We start from the raw sequence: 25,952 nt of genomic DNA, 5'->3' as shown, positions 1-25,952 counted from the left end.
TCGGTCGAGCGGGATCAGCTCTAGTGTCAGTGGACACCCCCGGCCGAAACGGATTGATCGTCATGCCGCGCATAGAAACCCCTTGGGGCCCCTGGGACGCCGCTCCCCTGAGCGACGTCGTGGCGCTCTTCCGTCGCCTGCCCGCCCCCTGGTGGATCGCCGGCGGCTATGCGATCGAGCTCGCCGTCGGCCGGCCGTACCGGGAGCACGGCGATGTGGACATCGCCCTGCTCCGCCGCGACCACCTGGCCGCCAGGGCCCTGCTCGCCGGATGGGACGTGCATGCGGCCGACCCGCCCGGGTCGCTGCGGCCCTGGCGCGAGGGGGAGACGCTCCCGCAGCACGTGCACGACGTGTGGGTGCGTGAAGACCCGGAGGGTCCTTGGCGCTTTCAGCTGATGCTCGATGAGACGGAGGACGAGGAGTGGGTTTTTCGTCGTGATCCCCGGATCCGGCGTCCCATCGCCGGGTTGACGCTGGAGGAGGGGCCGGGGGTGCGGCGGCTGTCGCCGGAGGTGCAGTTGCTGTACAAGTCGAAGGGCCTTCGCCCCAAGGACGAGCTGGACTTCGCGCAGGCGCTCCCGCACCTCACGGGTGAGCAGCGCGCGTGGCTCACCGACGCCCTGGAGCTCCTCGGGCAGTCCGATCATCCCTGGCGGGAGGCTCTGGCTGCTGACGCTCGGTGCCGAGGATGAGGGCCGAGACGAGCACCACCGCGCACACGGCGACGAGCATCACGCGATAGTCCAGCGTCGCGATCAGGCTCGCGCCCGCGGCGATCGAGGCGACCTGGGGCACCGTCACCCCGAACTCGAAGGCGGCGAAGACGCGCCCGCGCAGGTCTTCGGGGGTACGGCGCTGCAGTGACGTGGTGGCGCCGATGACGATCCAGGGCGCGGCCACGCCCAGCACCAGCATGCCCGCGATGACGGCCGGCACTGTCGTCACGGTCAGCAGGAGGCTGCTGGCCCCGACCATGACGAGGGCGATGACCACCAGGCCGCGCTCGGTGACGCGGCGGATGACGGCGCCGGCCAGGGTGCCGCCCGCGATGGTGCCGACGGCCTGGGTTCCCGCCAGGACGGCGAGGAAGGTGGCGTCGCGTCCCAGACCGTCGGTGACCACGGCGATGGCGATGGACTCGAAGAAGCCGATGACGAGCATCGTGAGCGCGCAGGCGAGGACGAGCCTGCGCAGGTTGGGGGCGTCGCGCAGGAAGCGCAGGCCGCCGGTGGTCTCGGCGATCAGCGGCTGGGCGGTCCTGGTGGGGGCGGGCTCGTGGACCCTGATGAGCAGTACGGCCACGGCCGCCACGGCGAACACCGCCGCGTCGATCAGTACCACGACCTGGGCGCCCTGCCAGGCGAACAGTCCGGCGCCGATGATCGGGGCGAACACCCTGAGGAGTCCGCGCATCGCCTGCACGGCGCCGTTGGCGTCACCGAGCCGTTCCTCGTCGGGGACGACGGTGGGCAGGAACGCGTTCTGGGCGGGTCCGGTGACACTGCCGAGCGCGCCGTACAAGAACATGATCACGTAGACGAGCCAGACGTCGTCGCGGTCCTTGACCAGCAGGAGCAGGAGGACGACGGCCGCCGAGAGCAGGTAGGAGCCGGCCAGGAGCGGGCGGCGGCGGAACCGGTCCACCAGCAGGCCCGACAGGGGTAACAGCAGGCTGCCCCCGGCGAAGGCGAACATCACGAGACCGGCCGCCGACGTGCTGCCCGTGAGGGTCTTCACCCAGATGGCCATGGCCAGGAAAAGCGCGTAGTCGCCGAAATTGGAAAGCGCGTCCCCGAGAATGTAGTAACGCATCTGCGGGCGCTGGATTAGTTGCGCCATTACCGGCTCTCTTCCCGTCGCGGCTGCTTATCCGGCGTCACTGTAACACCGGCCGGCCGTGCTCAGGCCGAACCTGGCGCGAACTTGCCACCTTGCCGTCTGCCTGGTCGTGGCTGCCTCGACGCCAGGCTAGTTTCCTGCTCAGCACACGGGGTTTCGTGGAATTCCCATTCTCTGAATTGGCGTGGTCCACATGGTAAATCAGATATTCGAGGCCGCGGAACGGCTCGCGGATAAACTCCAGGTCCCTTCCGGTGCGGTTATCGCGGCCGCTGCTCTGGTGGTGCTCGCGCGGCAGGCGGGCAGCGATGAGGTGACCGGCGAGATCTGCGGTCACGAGGTCAGGATGCCGTGGCGGGCGCCGTTCGAGGCGGTCGTCAGGCGGGCCGCGCAGGTGGCCGGGGGCGACGAGATCTCGGTGTCGGCGGGCGGGCGGACGCTCGTGGCCGACACGGGTGCGCGTTCGGTCGTGGCCGCGGCACTGGTGCGGGGGCAGCTGGCCGCCGCGCTGGCCGCCGATCCCGGGCAGCCGGCCGGCCGGGCGTGGTTGTGGAGTGACGAGGACGAGCGCATCGTCGCGGCCGCGCACCGGGCGCGTACATGGGACACCGAGCGCACGGTCGCCTCGATGATCAGGGAGCACATGCTCGTCAGGCCCGATGCGGTGGCCGTCGAGGAGGACGGCCGGGAGGTCACGTATCGGCGGCTCGGCGAGCTCACGGCCGCCGTCGCCGCCGGGTTCGCTCGGGCCGGGGTCGGGGCGGGTGACCTGGTCGGCATCGGGTTGCCGCGGCGGGCGGAGACCATCGCGGCGCTGCTGGCGACCTGGTCGCTGGGGGCGGGGTTCCTGCCGCTCGATCCGAAGCATCCGCCGCTGCGGCTGGGTCACCAGCTGGAGGCGGCGGGGGCGCGGCACGCCGTGCTGCCGCCTGGCGTCGAGGTGCCGGGGTGCGTCGCGCTCACCCTGGAGACGACCACCACTGCGGCCTCCGATGCCGTCGTGCCCGGCTTCCCCGTGGGTCTCGACGGTGTCGCCTACGCGCTGTCGACCTCCGGCTCCACCGGCACCCCCAAGGCCGTGGCGATCCCGCACCATGCCCTGCGCCACTGCGTGGGCGCGATCGCCCACATGATCGACGCCGACCGCCCCCACGTCACCCACATGGCCACGCTGACCTTCGACATGTCCACCATGGAGATCTTCCTCCCCCTGGCCACCGGCGGACGCCTCCTGCTGCTCCACGAGGACCTGCAACGCGACCCGGAACGGCTGGCCGCCTGGCTGACCGGCAGGCGGCTCGACCTGGTCCAGGCCACGCCCACCACCTGGCGCATGACCGTGCCGCACCTGGAGCGGGGCAGCCTGGCAGGTGTCGACGTCATCGCCGGCGGAGAGGCGCTCAACGCCGCCCTGGTCGCCGAGTTGCACCGCACCGGCGCCCGCGTGTGGAACGGCTACGGGCCGACGGAGACCACGATCTACACCGTCACCCACCACGTCCCCGACCCTCCGGCGGACCCGGTGCCGATCGGGCGGCCGCTGCCGGGCATCCGCGCCGCCGTACTGGACCAGTGGGACAGGAACGCCCCGGTCGGGCAGATCGGCGAGCTGGTGCTGGCCGGCCCGCAGCTCGCGCTCGGCTACGTCGGGGATCCCGCGCGGACGGCCGCCGTCTTCCAGGAGCACCCGGAGCTGGGGCGCATCTACCGGACGGGCGATCTGTGCGCGTGGCGCGAGGACGGCGTCATCGCCTACCACGGCCGTGTCGACCACCAGGTGAAGCTGCGCGGCCAGCGCATCGAGCTGGAGGAGATCGAGGCGGTCGCAGAACGCCACCCGCTGGTCGTCAGAGCGGCGGCGGTCGTGGTGGAGCACGGAGCCAACGACAAGCGGCTGGTCCTGTACGCGCAGGCGGAGGGCCTGCGCGGGACCGGCCTGCGCGAGCACCTGGAGCAGTGGTTGCCGCGCGCGCTGATGCCCCAGCACGTCGCGATCCTGCCGAGCCTTCCCCTGACCGGCAGCCAGAAGATCGACAGAACTGCGCTTCGTGCGCACGCAGAGACTCTCGTGGAGGCACGATGAGAATCCTGGGTATCAGCGGCCTGCACAACTCGGAGGAGTTCAAGCGGCGGGAACTTCCCGGGCTGTCGGACCGGGAGTACCGCATCAGCCAGGGCCGGGACTCGGCGGCCGCCCTGGTCGTGGACGGCCGGATCGTGGCCGCCGCGGCGGAGGAGCGTTTCACCGGCGAGAAGACCACCGGCGCCTTCCCGGTCAACGCCGTCAGGTTCTGCCTGGAGCAGGGCGGGATCGGCCTGGACGACCTGGACCTGATCGGGCACGGCTTCGCACACGAGCGTTCGGGGCTGGAGGGGCTGGAGCCGGACGAAGACTACCTGGCCAGGCGTTTCACCGAGGTCTACGACCCGGAGCGGCAGCTGGACTGGTTCGCGGAGCACTTCCCCGGCGCGGACGTTCGCTCCCGGTTCACGCCGGTCCCGCACCACCTGGCCCATGCGGCGAGCGCCTACTACGCGAGCGGTTTCGACGACTGCCTCGTGCTCGTCGCCGACGGCCGGGGCGAGACGGAGAGCCTGACCGTCTACACCGGGATCGGCGGCAAGCTCGAAGCGCTGCACACCGTCCCCGCCATGCACTCGCTCGGTTCCCTCTACGGCGTCTTCACCCTCTACCTGGGGTTCGAGATGGCCATGGACGAGTACAAGATGATGGGCCTGGCGTCGTACGGCGACCGCACGCGCTACGAGCGTGAGCTGCGCAAACTCGTGCACGTGCGCCAGGGTCCCGAGTTCGCCGTCCCGTTGCTGGCCCGCGACGGCGACCTGCTGCAGCGCGAGACGCACAGGGGCGTGCTGGCCGTGCTGGAGGAGCTGTTCGGGCCGGCCAGGGAGCCGGGCGGCCCGCTGGAGCAGCGGCACATGGACATCGCCGCGGCCGCGCAGGCGGCGCTGGAGCGGTGCCTGCTCCACGTCCTGCGGCACTACCGCCGCCAGACCGGGCTGCGTGATCTCTGCTACGCGGGCGGTGTCGCGCTCAACTGCTCGGCCAACGGGCTCATCCTGCGCAGCCGGGTGTTCGACCGGGTCTTCGTGCCGCCGGGCGCGGGCGACGACGGCACGGCGGTGGGTTCCGCGCTCTACCTGCACGCGACGCGGAAGCCGGAGACGCCCATCCAGCCGATGCGGATGCCGTACTGGGGCTCCTCGTTCTCCTCAGAGGAGATCGCCGAGCATCTGGCGACCAGGACGGATGTGTGTTCGCGCCGGGTGACGGACGAGGAGGAGCTGCTCGCGGAGACCGCGCAGGCTCTGGAGCGGGGCGAGGTCGTGGCCTGGTTCCAGGGCGGCATGGAGTTCGGCCCGCGTGCGCTGGGTCACCGCAGCATCCTGGCCGACCCGCGCGAGGCGCGGATGCGCGACCACATCAACAACCTGATCAAGAAGCGGGAGGACTTCCGGCCCTTCGCCCCGGTGGTGACCGAGGCGGCGGCGTCGACGTTCTTCGAGATCAGGGGTGGTCGTGAGCGGCAGTACGCGCACATGCTCTTCACCACCCGCACCCGGCAGGAACATCGCGACCGGCTGGGAGCGGTCACCCACATCGACGGCACCGCCCGCGTCCAGACGATCGGGGCCGACGCCAACCCGCTCCTGCACGCCCTGCTGGAGAGGTTCGGCGGGCTCACCGGGGTGCCGGTTCTGCTGAACACCTCGTTCAACCTTCGTGGCCAGCCGATCGTGCGCACGCCGCGCGAGGCCGTCGACACGTTCCTGCGGGGCGGGCTGGACAGGCTGGTCATCGGTGATCACGTGGTGGTGCCCGGGAGCGCGTCGTGAGGTGCGTGACCACACTTCCCGCCGACGTCGCGCCCGCCGTACGGCCCGGCTACGCCCGAGGGCAGCTCTCCGTCACGGTGCAGGCCGTGTCGCGGGAGCCGCTGGCCTGGCTCACGGCGGCGGCGATGGCGCTGATCGCCGTGCCGGACGTGGACGAGGTCCTGGTGGCGGCCGCTCCTGGGCCCGTGGTGCTGCGCTCAGGGCTGGACGCCGGGACCCGGTTGGGCGACCTGCTGGACCATACGGAGACGACCGGCGAGGCCCGGGTGCTGGTCGCCGCGGGGGTGAGCAGGGCGGAGGCGGATGACGCGGCGCTGAGCCTGCGTGACTGCGACTGCCTGTTCGTGCTGAATCCGGCGCCGGGCGGCTGGCTCCTGGTGTGCGACTACGACGCGGACCGCTACACCGAGCAGGCCATGCGCTGGCACCTGGACCGCCTGGAGACGCTTCTCGTGCTCCTCGCCGAGGAGCCCGGCTCGCTGCTCGCCGACCTCGTGCTCGCCGCCGATCCGGTGGTGAGCCCGCACGACCTGGACGAGACCGCCTACGTGGCGCCGCGCACCCCCACGGAGCACAGGCTCGCGGCCATCTGGTGCGAGGTGCTCGACCTGCCCAGGGTCGGCCTCGACGACGACTTCTTCGCCATCGGCGGCCACTCCATCCTCGCCGCGATGACCCTGAGCAGGATCCGCGCGGCGTTCGACGTCGAGGTGCACTTCGACGAGCTGTTCACCGCTCCCACGCTGGCCGGCTGCGCCAAGGTCGTCGAGCGTGCCGGCACGGCCACGGCCGCGCCGATCGCGCGTTCCGTGGGGCCCGCCGTGGTCTCGCTGGAGCAGGAGCGCCTGTGGTTCCTGGAGCAGTGGCGCCCGGGGACCGCCCTCTACAACGTGCCGCTGGTGGTCGAGCTGACCGGCCCGGCGGACCCCGCCAGGCTGGGGGAGGCGCTGCAGCGGGTGGCCGACCGCCATCCGGCGCTGCGCACCGCGTTCGAGACCGTGGACGGCCAGCCGAGGCCGCTGACCCGCGACGCCGAGGTGCCATGGCGGCACGAGCGTGCCGGCGGCCTCCCGGACGCCTGGCGGCTGGTGCGCGCGCACGTCGCGGAGCCGTTCGACCTGACCGTGCCGCCGCTGATCCAGGGCGGGCTCGTCAGCGTGGCAGAGGATCGCCACCTGCTGTGGTTGTGCGTCCACCACCTGGCGGTCGACGGATGGTCGCTGCGTCACCTGCTCGACGACCTGGGCGCCGCCTACCGCGGGCAGCCGCTGCCCGAGCCGGACGGGCTGGACTACGCCGACTACGCCGCCTGGCAGCGGGCGCGTCCCGTCGCCGACCACCTGCGCTGGTGGCGCTCCCACCTGGCGGGGCTGCCGCCGCTGCTGGAGCTCCCGGGCGACCGGCCGCGGCCCGCCGTCCAGAGTTTCCGTGGCGGGACGCGGCGCCAGGCGCTCCCGGCCGGCCTGGCCGCGGCCCTGACGGACTACGCGAGGTCGCGGTCGGTGACCGTGTTCGACGTGGCGTTGTCGGTGTTCGCGCTGCTGCTGCGCCGCTGGAGCGGCAGGAGCGACCTGCCGATCGCCACCCCGGTGGTCACCAGGCCGCTGCCCGAGCTGGAGCCGCTCGTCGGCTTCTTCGTCAACACCCTGGTGGTGCGCGCCGACGTGGGCGGCGACCCCAGCTTCCACGAGCTCGTCGAGAGGGTACGGCACAGCGCGACGGCCGCCCTCGGCCACCAGGCGTTGCCGTTCGCCCTGCTGGTGGAGGCGTTGCAGCCGGAGCGGGTGCTCAGCCACGCGCCGGTCGTGCAGGTCGCCTTCGCCCACTACCTGCCCGCCCACCACGAGTGGGAGCTGGCCGAGGGGCTTTCCGCGCGGCTGCGGCAGACCGACACCGAGACGGCCAAGTTCGACCTCACGCTCACCCTGCACGAGGCGCCGGGGGAGATGCTGCTGGAGGTGGAGTACGCCACCGACCTGCTGGACGCGGCGACCGCGGACCGGCTGGCCGCGCAGTGGCTCCACCTGCTGCGCGGCCTGCTGGACACGCCGGGCGAGCCGGTCTCGCGTGTCGAGGCGCTTCCGGACGACCAGCGCCACCAGCTCATGACCTGGGAGGGCACGCCCGGCGCGGATCCGGATGTCGCGATCCCCGAGCTGGTCGCCCGCCAGGTGGCCGATCGCGGTGACGCGGTCGCCGTCTCGGACGGTCAGGTGAAGCTCACCTACGCCGACCTCTGGTCCAGGTCGGGCGCGCTCGCCGCGCGGCTCGGGCCCCGGCCGGGCGAGCTGGTCGGCCTGGCCTGCCACCGTGGCGCCGACCTGGTCATCGCGATGCTCGCCATCCTGCGGACCGGCGCCGCCTACGTGCCGCTCGACCCCTCCTATCCGGCCGCGCGCCTGGCCTTCATGCTGGAGGACTCCGGGGTGAGCACGCTCGTCGGCCACGGCGACCTGCTGGCGGCGCTCCCGCGTGACGGGCGCGAGACGATCGAGATCGGCGACGAGCACGGCACGGCCGCACCCGAGGTCCGGGTCGGGCCGGAGGACGCCGCCTACGTCATCTACACCTCCGGCTCCACGGGCCGCCCCAAGGGCGTGGTGGTCCCGCACCGCGGTATCGTCCGCCTGGTGCGCGGCGCCGACTACGTGCCGCTGGACACCTCGACCGTGCTCGCCCAGCTCTCCAACGCCTCGTTCGACGCGATCACCTTCGAGGTCTGGGGAGCGCTCGCCAACGGCGGCCGGGTGGTGATCGTCCCTCCGCGGACGGCGCTGTCGCCGCCCGCCCTGGCGCAGTTGCTCAGGGCCGAGCACGTGACCACGATGTTCCTGACGACCGCCCTGTTCAACACCACGACCGGCGAGGAGCCCGACGCCTTCGCCACCGTCGACCACCTCTACTTCGGCGGCGAGGCGCTCGACGTGGCCAGGGTGGGCCAGGTGCTGCGCGGCGGGCTGGGGCCTCGGGCGCTGCACAACATCTACGGCCCGACCGAGGTGACCACCTTCTCCACGTTCGAGCCGCTGACCGACGCGCCGACGACGCGAGGGCCCATCGGGCGGCCGATCTCGGGCACCACCGCCCGCGTGGTCGACCTGGAGACCGGCGATCTCGCCCCGGTGGGGGTGGCGGGCGAGTTGTGGCTCGGCGGGCCGGGCGTGGCATGGGGCTACTGGCGCAGGCCGGGCACCACCGCCGGGGTCTTCGTCCCCGACCCGATCTCCGGACGGCCGGGCGACAGGCTCTACCGCACGGGCGACCTGGTGCGCTGGACGGCCACCGGGACACTGGAGTTCCTCGGCCGGATCGACAGGCAGCTGAAGATCCGCGGCTTCCGCGTCGAACCGGGCGAGGTCGAGCTGGCGTTGTCGGCGCTGCCCGGGGTGCGGTCCTGCGCCGTCGTCGCGCGCACCCCGCAGGACGCGCCCGCCGACCTGATCGCCTACGTGCAGCCGGACGGCGCGCTGAGCGCCGCCGAGGTGCGGCAGGCCCTGGCGCGCGAGCTGCCGGGCCATCTGGTGCCCGCCCACGTGATCATGGTGGACCGGTTGCCGCTCAACCCCAACGGCAAGATCGACGTGACCCAGCTTCCCGCGCCCGGGGAGGGACGCCGGGAAACGGAGACGATCGCGCCGCAGGGCCCGGTGGAGGAGCTGCTCGCCGGGATCTGGGCCGAGGTGCTCGGCCTGGAGCTACCCGGCGCCACCGACGACTTCTTCGAGCTCGGCGGCCACTCGCTGCACGCCGTCAAGGTCACCACGCGGACCGAGCGCGCCCTGCGCACGCCGATGTCGGTCCGCGACCTGTTCCGGCACAAGACCATCCGGCGGCTGGCCGCCGCGCTACGCGAGCCGGATCCCGATCGGCTGGACCGGATCGCCGCCATCGTCCTGCAGGTACAGCACGCCCGTGTGGGGGAGAACGCCGATGCACACTGACCGCGCACAAGAGCTGCTGATCGACACGTTGCTCGCCGAAGCAGGCCTGGACGACAGGAGTGACGGGGTGCCGCGCAGGCAGCCGGGTGACGATCCGCTGTCGTCGGGACAGGAGCGGCTGTGGTTCCTGGACCAGTGGCGTCCCGGCACGCCGCTCTACAACGTGCCGGTGCTGCTCGAACTGACCGGTCCTGCCGACGCCGACGAGTTGCGCCGTGCCGTACAGGGCCTGGCAGACCGGCACGAGGTGTTGCGGACCGCCTTCGTCGCCGGGGCCGACGGCCGCCCGCGCACGCGGGTGCACGAGCGGGCGCGGGTGCCGTGGAGCCACGAGCACGCCCCCGACTGGACGGCGGCCAGGAAGGCAGCGGACGAGCGCGTCAGGGAGCCCTTCGACCTGGCGAAGGCGCCGCTGGTGAGAGCCGGTCTGATCAGCCGCACCGGCGAGCACCACCTGCTGTGGCTCTGCTTCCACCACATCGCCGTGGACGGCTGGTCGCTCGGGCTGCTGCTGGACGAGCTGGCCGGTGGCGAGCACGTGGAGCCCGCCGTGGAGTACGCCGACTACGCGGCGTGGGAGCGGGCCAGACCGCTGGAGGAGGGCCTGACCTGGTGGCGCGAGCACCTGAAGGACCTCCCGCCGCTGCTGGAGCTGCCCACCGACCGGCGCAGGCCGCCGGTCCAGGAGTACGGCGGAGCCACCGAGCACTTCTCCCTCCCCGCCCCGGAACGAGTCAGGGAGCTGGCCACGAACGCCGGCGCGACGGTGTTCGAGGTCCTCTTCTCCGCCTTCGCCCTGCTGCTCGGCCGCTGGAGCGGGCGCACCGACGTGGTGCTCGCCACTCCCGTGGCGGGCAGGCCCGTGCAGGAGGTGGAGGCGCTCGTCGGGTTCTTCGTCAACACGTTGATCGTCAGGGCCGACCTGAGCGGCGACCCGACGTTCCTGGAGCTGCTGGAGCGGGTGCGCGAGTCGTCGGCGCAGTCGCAGGCGCACCAGCAGGTACCGTTCGCCGCCCTGGTCGACGCGCTGCGGCCGGAGCGCGAGCTGTCCTACCCGCCGCTGGTCCAGGTCCAGTTCGGCCTGCACAGGCAGGAGCGTTCCCGCTGGCGGATCGGCGCGGCGCGGGCCGAGCAGCTGCCCGCCGACACCGGCACCGCCAAGTTCGACCTGACGGTCACCGTGATCGACAGCGAGGGCGAGCTGCGCGTCGAGCTGGAGTACGCGAGCGCGCTGTTCGACACCGCGTCCGCGCGGCGGCTGGCCGGCCAGTGGCGCACGCTGCTCGACGGCCTGCTGACGGCCCCCGAGCTTCCCGTCTCGCTGATCGGCTCGCTGCCCGAGGACGAGCAGCGCCTCATCCGGGGCTGGTCGGGCCCCGCGCGGCTGATCGAGGCGGACCGGACCCTGCCTGAGCTGGTCGAGGAGCAGGTACGGCTGCGCCCGGACGCGGTCGCGATCACCGACGGGCTGCAGCGGCTCACCTATGCCGAGTTGTGGGAGTGGTCGGGCGCCCTGGCCGCGCGGCTCGGCTCGGGGCCCGGCGACCTGGTCGGCCTGGCCTGCTGGCGCAGCGCGGAACTGGTGGCCGGGATGCTCGCCATCCTGCGCACCGGGGCGGCGTACGTGCCGCTCGACCCTGCCTACCCGGCGGCGCGGCTGGAGTACATGCTGGCCGACGCCGAGCTGGAGACCGTGGTCACCCAGCGCGGCGTGGAGCTGCCCGACGGCGGCTACCGCAGGGTCCTGGCCGACGTGGCGAACGATCGCACGCCGTACAGCGGCCGGGCGCCGCGACCCGACGACCTGGCCTACCTGATCTACACCTCGGGCTCGACCGGCGCGCCGAAGGCCGTCATGGTCACCCATCACAACGTGGTCAGGCTGTTCGCGGGCACCCAGCCCGACTACGGCTTCGGCCCCGGCGACGTCTGGACGCTCCTGCACTCCAGCTCGTTCGACGTCTCCGTGTGGGAGGTGTGGAACTGCCTGACCACCGGCGGACGGCTGGTGATCGTGAGCCACTGGGAGAGCCGCGAGCCCGAGGCGTACTACGACCTCGTGGCCCGCGAGCAGGTGACCGTGCTGAACGCCACGCCCGCCGTGTTCCGCCAGTTCGTCGGCGTGGACGAGCGCGTGGCGGCCGAGCTGGCGCTGCGGCTGGTCGTCTTCGCCGGTGACGCCCTCGACCGCGACTCGGTGCTGCGCTGGTGGGAGCGTCACCCGGACGACTTCCCGCGGCTGGTGAACATGTACGGCATCACCGAGACGACCGTGCACAGCACCTACGCCCCGCTCACCAGGGAACTGCTGTCGGAGCGGACGAGCCCGATCGGGATCCCGCTGGCCGACCTGGGCATCCACGTCCTGGACCGCGACGGGCAGCCGGTCGCGGCCGGGGTGATCGGTGAGATCCATGTCAGCGGCGACGGCGTCGCGCGCGGCTACTGGAAACGGCCCGACCTGACGGCCCAGCGGTTCCTGCCCGACCCCTTTTCCGGCCGTCCCGGCGCGCGGATGTACCGCAGCGGCGACCTGGCGAGCTGGCGGCCTGACGGCACCCTGGAGTTCCACGGCCGCGCCGACCACCAGCTCAAGATCCGCGGCTTCCGCATCGAGCCCGGCGAGGTCGAGGCGGCCGTCTGCGACCATCCGCGGGTCGGCAGGTGCGTCGTGGTGGCGCACGGCTCTCCCGAACGCCGCCTGGTCGCCTACGTCGAGGCGCGCGGCGAGCTGAGCGTCGAGGACGTGCACGAGTTCCTGGAGCCCCGGCTGCCCGCACACCTCATCCCGTCGATCATCGTCATCCTCGACGAGCTGCCGCTGAGCGGCAACGGCAAGATCGACAGGTCCGCGCTGCCCGACCCCGCGGAGGAGCGTCCCGCGCTGGGGCGGGCCTACGTGGCGCCGAGCACCGAGACCGAGCGGGTGCTGGCCGAGGTCTGGGCCGACGTGCTCGAACTGGAGCGGGTCGGCGTCACCGACAACTTCTTCCACCTGGGCGGCGACTCCATCCGCAGTGTCCAGGTGCTGGCGCTGGCGCGCGACCGGGGGCTCGACTTCGAGCTGCAGCGGCTCTTCCAGCAGCCGACGATCGCCCAGCTCGCCGCCGAGATCTCGCCCGCCTGCCCGGTCGAACGCGAGCGGGAGCCGTTCGCGCTGATCTCGAAGCAGGACAGGGCCAGGCTGCCCGAGGACGTGGTCGACGCCTATCCGATGGCCGCGCTGCAGGTCGGGATGGTCTTCCACATGGAGTCCGACGAGCGCATGCTCTACCAGAACGTCGACAGCTTCCACCTGCGGGCGCCCTGGGACGAGCAGCTCTTCCGCACCGCGACCGCGCAGGCCGTGCAACGCCACGACATCCTGCGGACCTCCTTCCACCTCAGCGCCTACAGCGACATGCTGCAGCTCGTCCACCGCACGGCCGAGCTGCCGATCGTGGTCGAGGACCTGCGCGGGCTGAGCCAGGAGGAGCAGGGGCGGATCATCGGCGAGCGGGTCGACAGGGAGCGCGAGCGGCCCTTCGACCTGGCCAGGCCGCCGCTGTGGCGCTTCTTCGTCCACCGGTGCAGCGACGAGACCTTCCAGTGGACGCTGGTCGAGCACCACGCCATCCTCGACGGCTGGAGTCTGCACTCGACGATCGCCGAGATCCTGGAGCGGTACGTCGCCCTGCTGAAGGACCCCGCCTCCGTCGCCGAGCAGCCTCCGGCCTCCACCTATCGCGACTTCGTCGAGGCGGAGCGGCAGGCGGTCGAGTCGGATGACGAGCGTGCCTGGTGGAGCGAGCACCTGGCCGGGCTCGAACGGCTGCCGTTGCCGCGCTGGCCGGCGGACAGCTCCGCGGAGCCGACCGCCTCGCCCTACGCGGTCGAGGACTGGACCCTGCCCGAGGGCAGCAGCGAGTTCTACGCCTGGCGCGAGACCAAGATCCCGATGGAGCTCTGCCAGGGGCTGGAGCGGGTCGCCGAGCAGCTCGGGGTGCCGCTGAAGAGCGTGCTGCTCGCCGTACACCTGCGGGTGCTGGCCTACCTGACGGGGTCCGACGACGTCGTGACCGGCATGGCCTTCAACGGGCGCCTGGAGGAGGCAGACGGCACCGAGTCGCGCGGCCTGTTCCTCAACTCGCTGCCGATCAGGGCACGCGTCGGCGGCACCTGGGCCGAGCTGATCAGGGCCGTCTTCGAGGAGGAGAACGGCCTGCTGCCCCACAGGCGTTTCCCGATGTCGCAGATCCAGCAGCTCGTGGGCGGCGGACCGCTGTACGAGACGCACTTCGTCTACAACCACTTCCACGTGCTGAAGGACGTGCTCGACAGCGGCGAGGTCGCCTTCGTCGACGCCAAGCTCGACGCCTTCACCACGGTCAGGGTCGAGCCGACGAACTACCCGTTCGTCTGCGGCTTCCTGCGCAACCCGCGCTCGGGCACCGGGCTGCTGATGGGGCTGGACTTCCACTCGGGCGAGTTCGCGCCCGAGCAGGTGCGCCGCATCCGCGACCACTACCTGACCGCCCTGCACCAGGTCGTGGAAGGCCCGCACACGCCGGTCGCGGCGGCGCCGCCGTCCTCACCGGCCGAGCGGGCGCAGGTGGCGGGCTGGAACGACACGCTGCGTCAGGCGCCGCTCGACCGGCCGCTCGAGGACCTGGTGTCCGAGCACGTACGGCTGCGGCCCGGGAGCGTGGCCGTCGTGGACGGTTCCGTACGGCTCACCTACGCCCAGCTCTGGGAGCGCGCCGGAGCGATCGCGGCGCACCTGCACGAGTCGGGGGTACGGCCGGGCGACCTGGTGGGCCTGTGCGCCGAGCGCTCGGCCGACATGGTCGCCGCGATCGTCGGCATCCTGCGCGCGGGAGGCACCTACGTCCCGCTCGACCCGAGCTACCCGGCCGACCGGCTGTCGTTCATGCTGGCCGACACCCGGGCGGGCGTGGTGCTCGGCCACCGGCACCTGCTGGCGAAGCTGCCGCTCGGCGAAGGCCAGGGCAGCCCCCTGGAGGAGATCGGGGCAGGCACGGCGGCGGGCACGTACAGCGGAGGTGACCGCGTCGCGACGGTGGTCTACACCTCGGGCTCCACCGGCAGGCCCAAGGGCGTCGCCGTGGCCCACCGCGGCATCGTCCGCCTGGTCCGCGACACCGACTACGTGCGGCTCAGCCACGAGAGCGTGGTCGCCCAGCTCTCGAACGCCTCCTTCGACCCGCTGCTGTTCGAGCTCTGGGGCGCGCTGCTGAACGGCGCACGCCTGGTGATCGTCCCCAACGAGACCGTGCTGTCGCCCGCGCGGCTGGCCGAGCTCATCAGAGCCGAGGGCGTCACCACGCTCGCCCTGGTGACCGCGCTGTTCAACTCGGCGGTCGGCGCCCAGCCCGACGTGTTCGCCACCGTGGACCAGGTCTACATCGGCGGCGAGCGCATCAACCTGGCCAGCGTTCGCCAGACGGGACACGACGGGCTGAACAACATCTACGGCCCGACCGAGGTGACCAGCATCTCCACCTGCCGCCCGCTGAAGGACCTGCCGGCGAGCAACGGCCAGATCGGCCCGCCGATCGCCAACACCCAGGCTTGGGTCGTGGACTCCACGCTCTCCCCGGCCCCGGTCGGCGTGCCGGGCGAGTTGTGGCTCGGCGGGCCGGGCGTGGCCGCCGGCTACTGGCGCAGGCCCGGCCTGACCGCCGACCGCTTCGTGGCCGACCCGTTCTCCGGCGAACCGGGCGCCAGGCTCTACCGCACCGGCGACCTGGCCTGCTGGCGGCCCGACGGCACGCTCGAATTCCTGGGCCGCCGCGACCACCAGGTCAAGGTCAGGGGCTTCCGGGTGGAGCTGGGCGAGGTGGAGGCCGTCCTGGCCGCGCACCCGTCGGTCGCCACCTGCGTGGTGACGGCACCGGGCGGCAAGCTGCTGGCCCACGCCCAGCCCAGCTCAGCCGTCAGGGCGGAGGAACTGCTCTCCTACCTGGCCGGGCACCTGCCCGAGCACATGGTCCCGGCCACCGTCATGATCATGGACCGGTTACCGCTGAACCCCAACGGCAAGATCGACAGGGCCGAGCTGCCGCTGCCCGACGCGGGCCGCTCCACCGCCCGCACCCCGTACGTGGCGCCCCGCGATCCCGTCGAGGAGGCCGTCGCGGACATCTGGCGCGAGGTGCTGGAGGTGGAGCGGCCGGGCGTGGAGGACGACTTCTTCGAGCTCGGCGGCAACTCGCTCCACGCCGTCCAGATCGCCTTCCGCATCCGCACCACGTTCGGGGTGGACCTCGGCATCAAGCAGATCCTGGCCGAACCCCGCATCGGCGCGCTGGCCGTACGCCTGGCCGCCGAGCTCGACCGGCTGGTCATGGACCTGCCGGACGACGAGCTGGCGCGGCTCCTGCCCTCCGAGTCATGAGAGGACCCGCACGCATGTCGGAGACCTTCGCAGCGAGGATCGCGCAGCTGCCGCCCGAGCAGCGCAGGCTCCTCCTGGAGCGGCTGGCGCGCGAGCGCCGGCCGCGGGCGCCGCGCACAGGCGGGCCGCTGGCCCTCTCCTTCGCGCAGGAGCGGCTGTGGTTCCTGTGGTCGACGGCGCCGGACAGCCCCGCCTACAACGCCCCCGCCGCCCTACGGCTGCGCGGCCCCCTCGACGTCGAGGCGCTGGGCCGCGCGATCGACGGCGTCGTGGCCAGGCACGAGATCCTGCGCACCCGCTACGTCGTCGAGGGCGGCGTGCCCGCCCAGGTCGTCGGCGACGCCGCGCCGGTCGGCCTGCCGGTCGTCCCGGCGACGGAGCGCGAGCTGGACCGGCTCGTCGACCAGGAGTGCACGGTCCCGTTCGATCTGGAGCGCGGCCCCGTCCTGCGCGCCAGGGTGTTCCGCCTGGCGCCGGACGACCACGTGCTGCTGCTGGTCGTCCACCACATCGCGTGCGACGGCTGGTCGCTGCCCATCCTGTGGCGGGAGCTGGACGCGCTCTACCGGGGCCAGGAGCTGCCCGCCCTGGAGACGCAGTACGCCGACCACGCCCATCGCCTGCGTTCCGAGCCGGGCGACGACGGTCTCGGCTACTGGGCCGGGCATCTGGACGGGCTGGAGGAGCTGAACCTGCCGCTGGACCGGACGCGGCCGCTGGAGCCCGCGCACCAGGCCCAGCTGGTGCCCGTCCAGGTGCCGGGCCGTAGTGCCGGGCGGCTGCGCGAGCTGGCCAGGCAGAACGGCGTGACCCCGTTCATGGTGCTGCTCGCCGCCGTGCAGGCGCTGCTCTCGCGGGTGACCGGGCAGCATGACATCGCCGTGGGGGCGCCGACGGCCGGACGCGACCGGCCGGACATCGCGCCCCTCATCGGCTTCTTCGTCAACACGATCGTGGTCAGGACCAGCACCGCCGCGGACCCCACCTTCCGCGAGCTGCTGGCCAGGACCAGGGCGAACGTCCTGGACGCCTTCGCGCACCAGGACACGCCCTTCGAGCGCGTCGTCGAGCGGCTCAATCCCGTACGCGAGCCCGGACGCAACCCGCTGTTCGACGTCATGGTCACCGGCGACAGCGACGCGTCCGGCGCGCGGCCCGCGTTCGGCGGGCTGGACGTCGAGCCCTATCCGTGCGACGGCGGCGGCGCCCTGTTCGACCTGACCTTCAGCCTCGACGACTCCTACGCGGGCACGCTGGAGTACGACGCCGCCCTGTTCGATCTGGCCACCGTCGAGCGGCTGGCCGACCAGCTCGTCGCTCTGCTGGTGCAGGCCGCCGACGATCCCGATCTTCGTATCTCGGAGTACGAACTGCTCACCGAGGCCGAGCGGCGCCAGCTCGCCCGGTGGAACTCCACCAGGCTCGCCCTCGACCCGAAGACGGGCGTGGAGGCGCACTTCGAGTCGTTCGCCGACGCCGTACCCGATGACCCGGCCGTCGCCTGCGGCGCCGAGCGGCTGACCTACGGCCAGGTGGAGGAGCGGGCCAACCGGCTCGCCCACCTGCTCATCGAGCTCGGCGCCGGCGTGGACGACGTGGTCGCGGTGTGCGTGGACCGGGGGGCGGACGCGGTGATCGCCCCGCTGGCCGCGCTCAAGGCCGGCGCCGCCTTCTTCCCCGTCGACCCCGACCAGCCGGAGGACCGGCTGGCCGCCATGTTCGCGGGGGCCGGACCCGCGGTGGTGCTCACGGGCTCCGGCTTCGGCACGGCCATACCCGCGGGGCCCTGGCGCGTCGCCGACGTCGCCGACGCCGCCAGGCAGCCCGCGCACCGGCCCGAGCGCCCGTCGTCTCCTGACGCGCTGGCCTACGTCATCCACACGTCGGGCTCGACGGGACTGCCCAAGGGCGTCATGGTCACCCGGCGGGGCCTGGCCAACCTGAGGGCCGACTGGGCCGCCCGCAAGATCACGGCCGGCCGCTGGCTGACCGTCGCGAGCCCGTCGTTCGACGTGTTCTGGGGCGACGTGGTCAGGAGCCTCGCCTTCGGCGGGAGCCTGGTGATCGCGCCGCGGGCGATGGCGCTCGATCCTGCCGAGCTGTCCGGGGCGCTGGCCGAGGAGAGGATCGAGGCGTTCGACAGCATCCCCGCCGTTCTGCACAGCCTGGCGGGACACGTCGCCGCCACCGGCCTGGACCTGCCGGACCTGCGGCTGCTGGTCTCCGGCGGCGACGCGCTGCCGGTGGCCGACTGCGACGCGCTCATGGAGACGTTCGGCCCCCGGGTGCGGGTGCTGAACGCCTGGGGCGCCACCGAGACCACCATCGACAGCACCATCCAGGAGGCGCGCAGGGGATCCCGCACCGTCTCGGGGATCGTGCCCGTCGGCAGCGCCGCCGCCAACACCACCGTCCACGTCCTCGACGAGCGCGGCAGGCAGGTGCCGATCGGCGTCGTGGGCGAGCTGTACGTCGGCGGGCTCGGGGTGGCGCGCGGCTACGCCGGCCAGCCCGCCGCGACCGCCTGGAGCTTCGTGCCCGACCCGTTCGCCGTCGCGCCCGGCTCCCGGCTCTACCGGACCGGTGACAGGGGACGCAGGCTGCCCGACGGGAGCATCGAGTTCCTGGGCAGGGACGACGACCAGGTGAAGATCCGCGGGCACCGGGTGGAGCCCGGCGAGGTACGGGCCGTCCTGCGCACCCATCCCGCCGTGGCCGAATGCCACGTGCTGGCCTGGCCGGACGGGCGCGACCACCGCCTGGTCGGCTATGCCGTGCCCGGCGGCGACGCCGATCCCGCCGAGCTGCGCGACTTCTGCAACGAGCGTATGCCGCGCTCCATGTGGCTGACGGCCGTGGTCCTGGTGGAGGAGCTGCCGCGCACGCTCAGTGGCAAGATCGACCGCTCACGGCTGCCCGACCCCGGCACTCCCGGCAGGCGGACCGCCTACGAGGCGCCGCGCACCGAGCTGGAGCGGGCCGTGGCCGGGATCTGGCGGAGCGTGCTCGACCTCGGCGACACCGAGATCGGCGCCCACGACGACTTCTTCGACCTCGGCGGGCACTCCATGCTCGCCACCCGGCTCCGCTTCGCCCTGCACCAGGAGCTCGGCGCCGACCTGCCCGTCACCGCCGTGTTCGAGGCGCCGACCGTGGCGACGCTGGCCGCCCGCATCGCCGGCGCCGCCCGGCCGGACGCCGCGATCGAGCGAGCCTCGCGAGAAGGCCCGCTGCCGCTGTCGTTCGCGCAGGAACGGCTCTGGTTCCTGTGGAAGCTCGCGCCGGGCAGCACCGCCTACAACATGCCGGTGTCCGTACGGCTGCGCGGCCCGCTCGACCGTGACGCCCTCGCCCGCGCGCTCGGCGGCATCGTGGCCAGGCACGAGATCCTGCGCACCCGCTACGTCGAGGCCGACGGCAAGCCGCTCCAGGTCGTCGACCCTCCGGCCCCGGTCGAGCTGGGCGACGCCGCTCCAGGAGAGCCGTTCGACCTGGAACGAGGCCCCGTCATGCGGGCCGGGCTGTACCGCGAGTCCGCCGACGAGCACGTGCTGCTGCTGCTCTTCCACCACATCGCGTGCGACGGCTGGTCGCTGCCCGTGCTCTGGGACGAGCTGGCCGCCCTCTACCAGGGACACGACCTGCCGCCGCTGGAGGTCCAGTACGCCGACCACGCCGCCCACCAGCGCTCCGCCACCGGCGACGGCGGGCTGGAGCACTGGACGGCGAGGCTGGCCGGCCTCGAACCCCTCGACCTGCCCGCCGACAGGCCACGCCCGCACACGCCGGCGGAACGCGGCGACCACGTCCTCATGGACCTGCCCGCCGACGGCATCGACAGGCTCGCCCGTGAGCACGGCGTCACGGTCTACATGGTGTTGCTCGCGGCCGTGCAGGCTCTGCTGTCGCGGGTGACGGGCCAGCACGACGTGGCCGTCGGCACCCCGACGACCGGCCGCGACCACCCCGCGACCGAACCGCTGATCGGCTTCTTCGTCAACACGCTCGTCCTGCGCGGCGACCTGTCCGGCGGGCCGGACTTCACCGAGCTGCTGCGGCGCACCAAGGAAAGTGTCCTGGAGGCCTTCGAGCACCAGGACACGCCGTTCGACCGGATCGTCGAGCGGCTCAACCCGGTGCGCGTACCCGGCCGCAACCCCCTGTTCAACGTGCTGGTCACCTACTCCAAGGACGAGCGGCGCGACCTGTGGACGCTGCCGGGACTGGACGTGGAGCGGCTGGACGTCCAGGTGCCCACCGCCCAGTTCGACCTGACCTTCGCCGTGCACGAGAACGACACCGGGCTGCACGGCGCGCTGCACTACGCGTGCGAGCTGTTCGACCGCCCGACGGCGGAGGCGATGGCCGCCAGGCTCGCCCGGCTGCTGCGCGCCGCCATCGCCGCCCCCGGCGAGCCGGTCGCCCGGCTGCCGCTGCTCAGCGCCGGAGAGCGGGCCCTGGCCGAGGGACCCTCGCGAGACAACGAGCCCGCGCTGCTGCCGCAGGTCTTCGCGGCGCACGCGCGACGCACCCCCGACGCCCCCGCGGTCGCCTGCGGCGCGGCCACCTGGACCTACGCCGAGCTCGATCGCGAGGCCAACCGGATCGCCCACCACCTCATCGCCCGCGGCGCCGGACCCGAGAACGTGGTCGCCCTCGCCCTGCCGCGCTCGGCCGAGCTGATCGCCGCCATCCTGGCCGTGCTCAAGACGGGCGCCGCCTACCTGCCGCTCGACCTCACCCATCCGCGTGAGCGCATCGCCTCCATGCTGCGGGACGCCGGGCCCAGGCTGCTGCTCACCTGCCGCTCGGCGGGCGTGCCGTACGGCGACAGCCTGATGCTGGAGGAGCTCGACGGAGGTCCTGAACACGACCCGGGCACGCCCCTCACGCCGGGGACGGCCGCCTACGTCTGCTACACCTCGGGCTCCACCGGCACCCCCAAGGGCGTCGTGCTGGAGCACCGCGGCCTGGCCAACCTCGCGGCCAACCTGGGCGAGCGCCTCGACGCCGAGGGCGGTCCCGCGCATCGGGTGCTGCAGCTCGTCTCACCCGGCTTCGACGTGATGGTCTCCGAGCTGGCCACCGCGTTCACGCGAGGCGGCTGCCTGGTGATCGCCCCTTCCGTCCTGACCGGGGAGGAGCTCGGCGGCTTCCTGCGGGAGCAGCGGGTGAGCCTGGCCCACATGCCGCCCGCGATCCTGGCGACCGTGCCGCGCGTGCCGTACCCCGACCTGCGGATGCTCGTCGTCGGCGGCGAAGGGTGCCCGGCGGGGCTCATGGAGTGGTGGTCCGCCGGCCGTACGATGATCAACGCGTACGGCCCGACGGAGGTGACCGTCGACGTCAGCGCCTGGCGCTGCGAACCGGGCACGATACTCGTCGGCCGCCCGCTTCCCCGCATCCAGGCCCACCTGCTGGACGCCGCCCTCCAGCCGGTGCCGCCCGGCAGCCGTGGGGAGCTGTACGTCGGCGGGCCCGGCGTGGGCCGCGGCTACCTCGGCAGGCCTGGGCTGACCGCGGCGCGGTTCGTCGCCTGGCACGACGGCACCCGCCTCTACCGGACCGGCGACCTGGCCAGGCGGCTGCCCGGCGGCGAGCTGGAGTTCCTGGGCCGCGCCGACGACCAGATCAAGCTGCGCGGCCACCGCATCGAACCGGCCGAGATCGAGCACACGCTGGGTCGCGCGCCCGGCGTCACCGCCGCCGCGGTGATCCTGCGCGACGACCGGCTGATCGCCTACATCGTGCCCGCGTCGGCCAACCCGGCTGCCGTGCTCTCCCACGCCCGCACCCAGCTGCCCACCCACCTGCTGCCCGCGGCGATTCTGCCGCTGGCCGCGCTGCCGCTGACCCCCAACGGCAAGCTCGACAAGGCCGCCCTGCCGGAGCCGCCCGCCACGAAGCACCGCCCCGCCCGCACCCCGCGCGAAGAGACGCTGCTGCGCCTGTTCAACGACACGCTCAACGCCACCCACCTGGGGATCGACGACGACTTCTTCGCCAACGGCGGGCACTCCATCCTGGCCACCAGGCTGATCAGCCGGATCCGCGGCGCCCTCGGCGCCACGCTGACCATCCGCGACCTGTTCGACCACCCGACCGTGGCCGGGCTGGCGGACATGCTGCGCGAGGACGCCAGACCGGCCCTGCGCCCGGCGGCGGGCGCCGAGCGGCTGCCGCTGTCGTTCACCCAGCGCCGCCTGTGGTTCCTGAACCGGCTGGAGGACGCGGGCGACCACGCCCAGAACACTCTGACGGGCCTGCGGCTGCGCGGGCCGCTCGACGCCACCGCGCTGGCCGCCGCCCTCACCGACGTGGTCGCCAGGCACGAACCGCTGCGCACGATCTTCCCCGAGGACGCGGGCGGCCCCTACCAGCAGATCCTCGCCCCCGCGCCGATCGGGCTCGACCCGGAACCCGTCACCGAGGGCGAGCTGCCCGAGCTGATGACCGGCATCGCCGCTCAGGGCTTCGACCTGACCAGCCAGACGCCGCTGCGCGCCAGGCTGTTCAGGCTGACGCCCGACGAGCACGTGCTGCTGGTGGTCGTGCACCACATCGCCTGCGACGGCTGGTCGATGGCGCCGCTCTCGCGCGATCTGGCCGAGGCCTACCGGGCGCGGCTGGAGAACCGAGAACCCGCCTGGCGGCCCCTGCCCGTGAGATACGCCGACTTCGCGCTCTGGCAGGACTCGGGTGACGACCACCTGGACTTCTGGCGCACCACCCTGGCCGACCTGCCCGACCAGCTCGAACTGCCGACCGACCGGCCGCGCCCGGCGATCGCCGGCTACCACGGCGACACCGTGCCCTTCACCATCCCGGCCGCCGTGCACGAGCGCATGGCCGAGGTGGCACGCGCGAACGGCGTCAGCCTCTTCATGGTCACCCAGGCGGCGCTGGCCGCCCTGCTGACCAGGCTCGGCGCCGGCGGCGACGTCCCGATCGGGACCGCCGTCGCGGGCCGCACCGACGAGAGCCTCGACGACCTGGTCGGCTGCTTCATCAACACGCTCGTGCTGCGCACCGACACCTCGGGCGACCCGACCTTCGCCGAACTGCTCGCCCGGGTACGGCACGCGAACCTGGCCGCCTACGAACACCAGGAGACCCCGTTCGAGCGGGTCGTCGAAGCGGTCAACCCGACCCGCACCCTCGCCCGCTTCCCGCTCTTCCAGGTGCTGCTGGTCTTCCAGAACAACGCGGCGGCCGACCTGACCTTCCCCGGCGTCGAGACCGCCCACGAGCCGGTGGCCCACGGCACGGCCGACTACGACCTCACCCTCGACGTCATCGAGCGCTACGACGACTGCGGCAGGCCCGAGGGCATGGACGCCTACCTCGAATACGCCGTGGACCTGTTCGACCGCTCGACGGCCGAGTCCATGGCCGACCGGCTGCTGCGCCTGCTGGAGGCGGCCGTCGAGGAGCCGGGGACCCGCATCGGCGCCCTGCAGGTGCTCACCTTCGACGAGCTCGACCTCGAGCTGACCCGCTCGCGCGGCCCCCGGGCCGAGCCGCTGACCGTGACGCTGCCCACCTGCTTCGAGCAGCAGGTGGCCAGGATCCCCGACGAGATCGCCGTCGTGTCGGGGGCGGTCCGCTGGAGCTATGCCGAGCTCAACCGGCGCGCCAACCGCATCGCCCACCACCTGCGCGCTCAGGGGGCCGGGCCCGAGACGCTGGTCGCCCTGGCGTTGCCCCGATCCGCCGAGATGATCGCGGCGGTGCTGGGCGTGCACAAGGCGGGAGCCGCCTACCTGCCGCTCGACCTGGAGCACCCCGCCGAGCGCATCGCCTACACGCTGGACGACGCCCGGCCGCTGCTGGTGCTGACCACCCGCGAGAGCGCCGTGCCGTACGAGAAGGTCGTGTTCCTCGAGGACGTGCCCGACGCCCCCGACCACGACCCGGGCACGCCGCCGCGTCCCGAGCACGCCGCCTACGTGATCTACACCTCGGGCTCCTCCGGGCGGCCCAAGGGCGTGGTCCTGGAACACGGCGGCCTGGCGCACCTGCTCAACGCGCACAGGAACGGGCTGTTCCTGGCCGCGCGCGGTGAGCGCCTGCGCATCGGCTTCGTGGTGCCGCTGACCTTCGACACCTCGTGGGACTCGATGCTGTGGCTGATGGACGGGCACGAGCTGCACGTCATCGACGACGTCACGCGCCGCACGCCGGAGGATCTGGTCGACTACATCGACGCCCACGGCATCGGCTTCGTCGACCTGACCCCGGTGTTCATGGAGCAGCTCGTCACCGCCGGGCTGTTCGCCCCCGGGCGGCACCACCCGAAGGCGCTGATGGTCGGCGGCGAGGCCGTCTCCGCCGGGCTGTGGCAGGCGATGCTCGACGCGCCCGCCACCGACAGCTACAACTACTACGGCCAGACCGAATGCACCAACGACAGCACCGGCTACCGGGTGCGCGACGGCGAGATCCCGCTGATCGGCCGCCCTCTGGTCAACACCGAGGTGCTGCTGCTCGACGACAACCTGCTGCCGGTGCCGCCAGGCGTGCGCGGCGAGCTGTACATCGGCGGGCCGGGCGTGGGACGCGGCTACCTCAACCGGCCAGGACTGACCGCCCAGCGGTTCGTGGCCGCGCCAGGCGGGCGGCGGCTCTACCGCACCGGCGACCAGGCCAGGCGGCGGGCCGACGGCGCGCTCGAGTTCGTCGGCCGCTCCGACAACCAGGTCAAGCTGCGTGGCCACCGCATCGAACCGGCCGAGATCGAGAACACGCTCGGCCGCGCCCCCGGCGTCGCCCAGGCGGCCGTCATCGTCCGCGACGACCAGCTCGTCGCGTACGTGACGCCCGAGCACGTCGACCCGGCCGAACTGCACCGGCACGCGCTGGCGCACCTGCCGACCCACATGCTGCCCGCCGCCTACCTGCCGCTGCCGGTGCTGCCGCTCAACGCCAACGGCAAGCTGGACCGCCGGGCGCTGCCGGAACCACCGCGCGCCGGGCACCGGCCGCCGCGCACGCCGCGCGAGCACACCGTGCTCGGGCTGTTCACCGAGGTCCTGGAGCGGCCCGGCCTGGGCGTCAACGACAACTTCTTCTCCGCCGGCGGCCACTCCATCCTGGCCGCCAGGCTGATCAGCAGGGTGCGCTCGACGCTCGGCGCCTCACTGAGCATCCGCGACCTGTTCGCCGCGCCCACCGTGGCCGAGCTGGTGGACCGCCTCGCGGGCGACGGCGCCGCCGACGACCCGTTCGACGCGCTGCTGCCGCTGCGCACCGCGGGCTCGCTGCCGCCGCTGTTCTGCGTCCATCCCGTCGGCGGCGTCAGCTGGTGCTACAGCAGCCTGCTGCCGTACGTCGAGCCCGACCGCCCGGTGTACGGCCTGCAGTCCACGGGACCCGACCAGCCGAGCTCGGTGCACGAGATGGCCGAGCGCTACCTGGAGATCATCCGGCGAGTGCAGCCGGAGGGGCCCTACCACCTGCTCGGCTGGTCGTTCGGCGGCCTCGTGGCGCACGCCATGGCCGAGCGGCTGCCCGGCCAGGTCGGGCTGCTGGCCCTGCTCGACAGCTATCCCGCCTTCTCCGGCGCCGAGCGGCCAGGCATCGAGGACGCCGCCGAGGCCCGCACCCTGCTCATGGACTCCGTCGGCTACGCGGCCGACCTCGACGAGGAGCTCGTCGCGACGATGACGGAGACCGTGCTGCACAACTCCAAGCTGCTCGACGCCCACCGGCCGGGCCGCTACGAGGGCGACGCCCTGCTCTTCGTCGCCACGAGGACCTGGGAGGCCGGGCTGTCGGCCGACGGGATCTGGGCGCCGCACGTGGCGGGGCTGGCCGTACACGAGATCGACTGCGACCACGACGCCATGGCCAGGGCCGAGGCGATGGCCCTGATCTGGCCGATCGTGGCCCGAGACCGCCTGGAGGCGTGAAGC

The 25,952-nt window shown here is 72.9% G+C and carries 8 protein-coding genes; 6 read left to right on the top strand and 2 right to left on the bottom strand.

What is annotated here, in order from left to right:
* Nucleotides 1–62 precede the first annotated feature (62 nt).
* A complete protein-coding gene (locus HNR30_RS13970; protein WP_181610271.1) occupies nucleotides 63–695 on the top strand; it encodes a nucleotidyltransferase domain-containing protein in 633 nt (210 codons plus the stop codon).
* On the opposite strand, the gene HNR30_RS13965 is transcribed toward HNR30_RS13970, so the two are convergent.
* Together HNR30_RS13965 and HNR30_RS13960 are read right to left on the bottom strand one after the other, a co-directional pair.
* Nucleotides 613–1,815 (bottom strand): MFS transporter, encoded by a 1,203-nt coding sequence (locus tag HNR30_RS13965; protein ID WP_181610270.1) that lies wholly within the window; start codon nucleotides 1,813–1,815, stop codon nucleotides 613–615. The genes HNR30_RS13970 and HNR30_RS13965 overlap by 83 nt on opposite strands.
* A 64-nt stretch (nucleotides 1,816–1,879) precedes the next feature.
* Entirely contained in the window at nucleotides 1,880–2,179 is a 300-nt protein-coding gene (locus tag HNR30_RS13960) for a hypothetical protein (protein WP_181610269.1), read from the bottom strand.
* Here HNR30_RS13960 and HNR30_RS13955 point away from each other — a divergent pair.
* The 5 genes from HNR30_RS13955 to HNR30_RS13935 are packed head-to-tail and all read left to right on the top strand — an operon-like array spanning nucleotide 2,156 to nucleotide 25,949.
* A complete protein-coding gene (locus HNR30_RS13955; protein WP_181610268.1) occupies nucleotides 2,156–3,925 on the top strand; it encodes an amino acid adenylation domain-containing protein in 1,770 nt (589 codons plus the stop codon). The two genes, HNR30_RS13960 and HNR30_RS13955, sit on opposite strands and share 24 nt — an antisense overlap.
* Nucleotides 3,922–5,700, top strand: a complete 1,779-nt coding sequence (locus tag HNR30_RS13950) for a carbamoyltransferase family protein (protein ID WP_181610267.1) — start codon at nucleotides 3,922–3,924, stop codon at nucleotides 5,698–5,700. The genes HNR30_RS13955 and HNR30_RS13950 overlap by 4 nt, the downstream gene beginning before the upstream one ends.
* Nucleotides 5,701–5,705: 5 nt before the next feature.
* A complete protein-coding gene (locus HNR30_RS49240; RefSeq protein WP_181610266.1) occupies nucleotides 5,706–9,641 on the top strand; it encodes a non-ribosomal peptide synthetase in 3,936 nt (1,311 codons plus the stop codon).
* A complete protein-coding gene (locus HNR30_RS13940) occupies nucleotides 9,631–16,038 on the top strand; it encodes a non-ribosomal peptide synthetase (RefSeq protein WP_181610265.1) in 6,408 nt (2,135 codons plus the stop codon). The genes HNR30_RS49240 and HNR30_RS13940 overlap by 11 nt, the downstream gene beginning before the upstream one ends.
* The gene (locus tag HNR30_RS13935; protein WP_181610264.1) at nucleotides 16,035–25,949 is read left to right on the top strand and encodes a non-ribosomal peptide synthetase; all 9,915 of its coding nucleotides are present in this window, start codon (nucleotides 16,035–16,037) and stop codon (nucleotides 25,947–25,949) included. Before HNR30_RS13940 ends, HNR30_RS13935 begins: the two co-directional genes overlap by 4 nt.
* Nucleotides 25,950–25,952: the final 3 nt, after the last annotated feature.

The sequence above is a fragment of the Nonomuraea soli genome (genome assembly GCF_013761175.1).
Classification (GTDB): Bacteria; Actinomycetota; Actinomycetes; order Streptosporangiales; family Streptosporangiaceae; genus Nonomuraea; species Nonomuraea soli.
This window is presented reverse-complemented; position numbering and strand designations above follow the sequence as displayed.

Bases quoted from the DNA above. Each gene is read 5' to 3' on its own strand.
- HNR30_RS13940 (WP_181610265.1), top strand. From the start codon at position 9,631: ATGCACACTGACCGCGCACAAGAGCTGCTGATCGACACGTTGCTCGCC.
- HNR30_RS13965 (WP_181610270.1), bottom strand. From the start codon at position 1,815: ATGCGTTACTACATTCTCGGGGACGCGCTTTCCAATTTCGGCGACTAC.
- HNR30_RS13970 (WP_181610271.1), top strand. From the start codon at position 63: ATGCCGCGCATAGAAACCCCTTGGGGCCCCTGGGACGCCGCTCCCCTG.
- HNR30_RS13950 (WP_181610267.1), top strand. From the start codon at position 3,922: ATGAGAATCCTGGGTATCAGCGGCCTGCACAACTCGGAGGAGTTCAAG.
- HNR30_RS13935 (WP_181610264.1), top strand. From the start codon at position 16,035: ATGAGAGGACCCGCACGCATGTCGGAGACCTTCGCAGCGAGGATCGCG.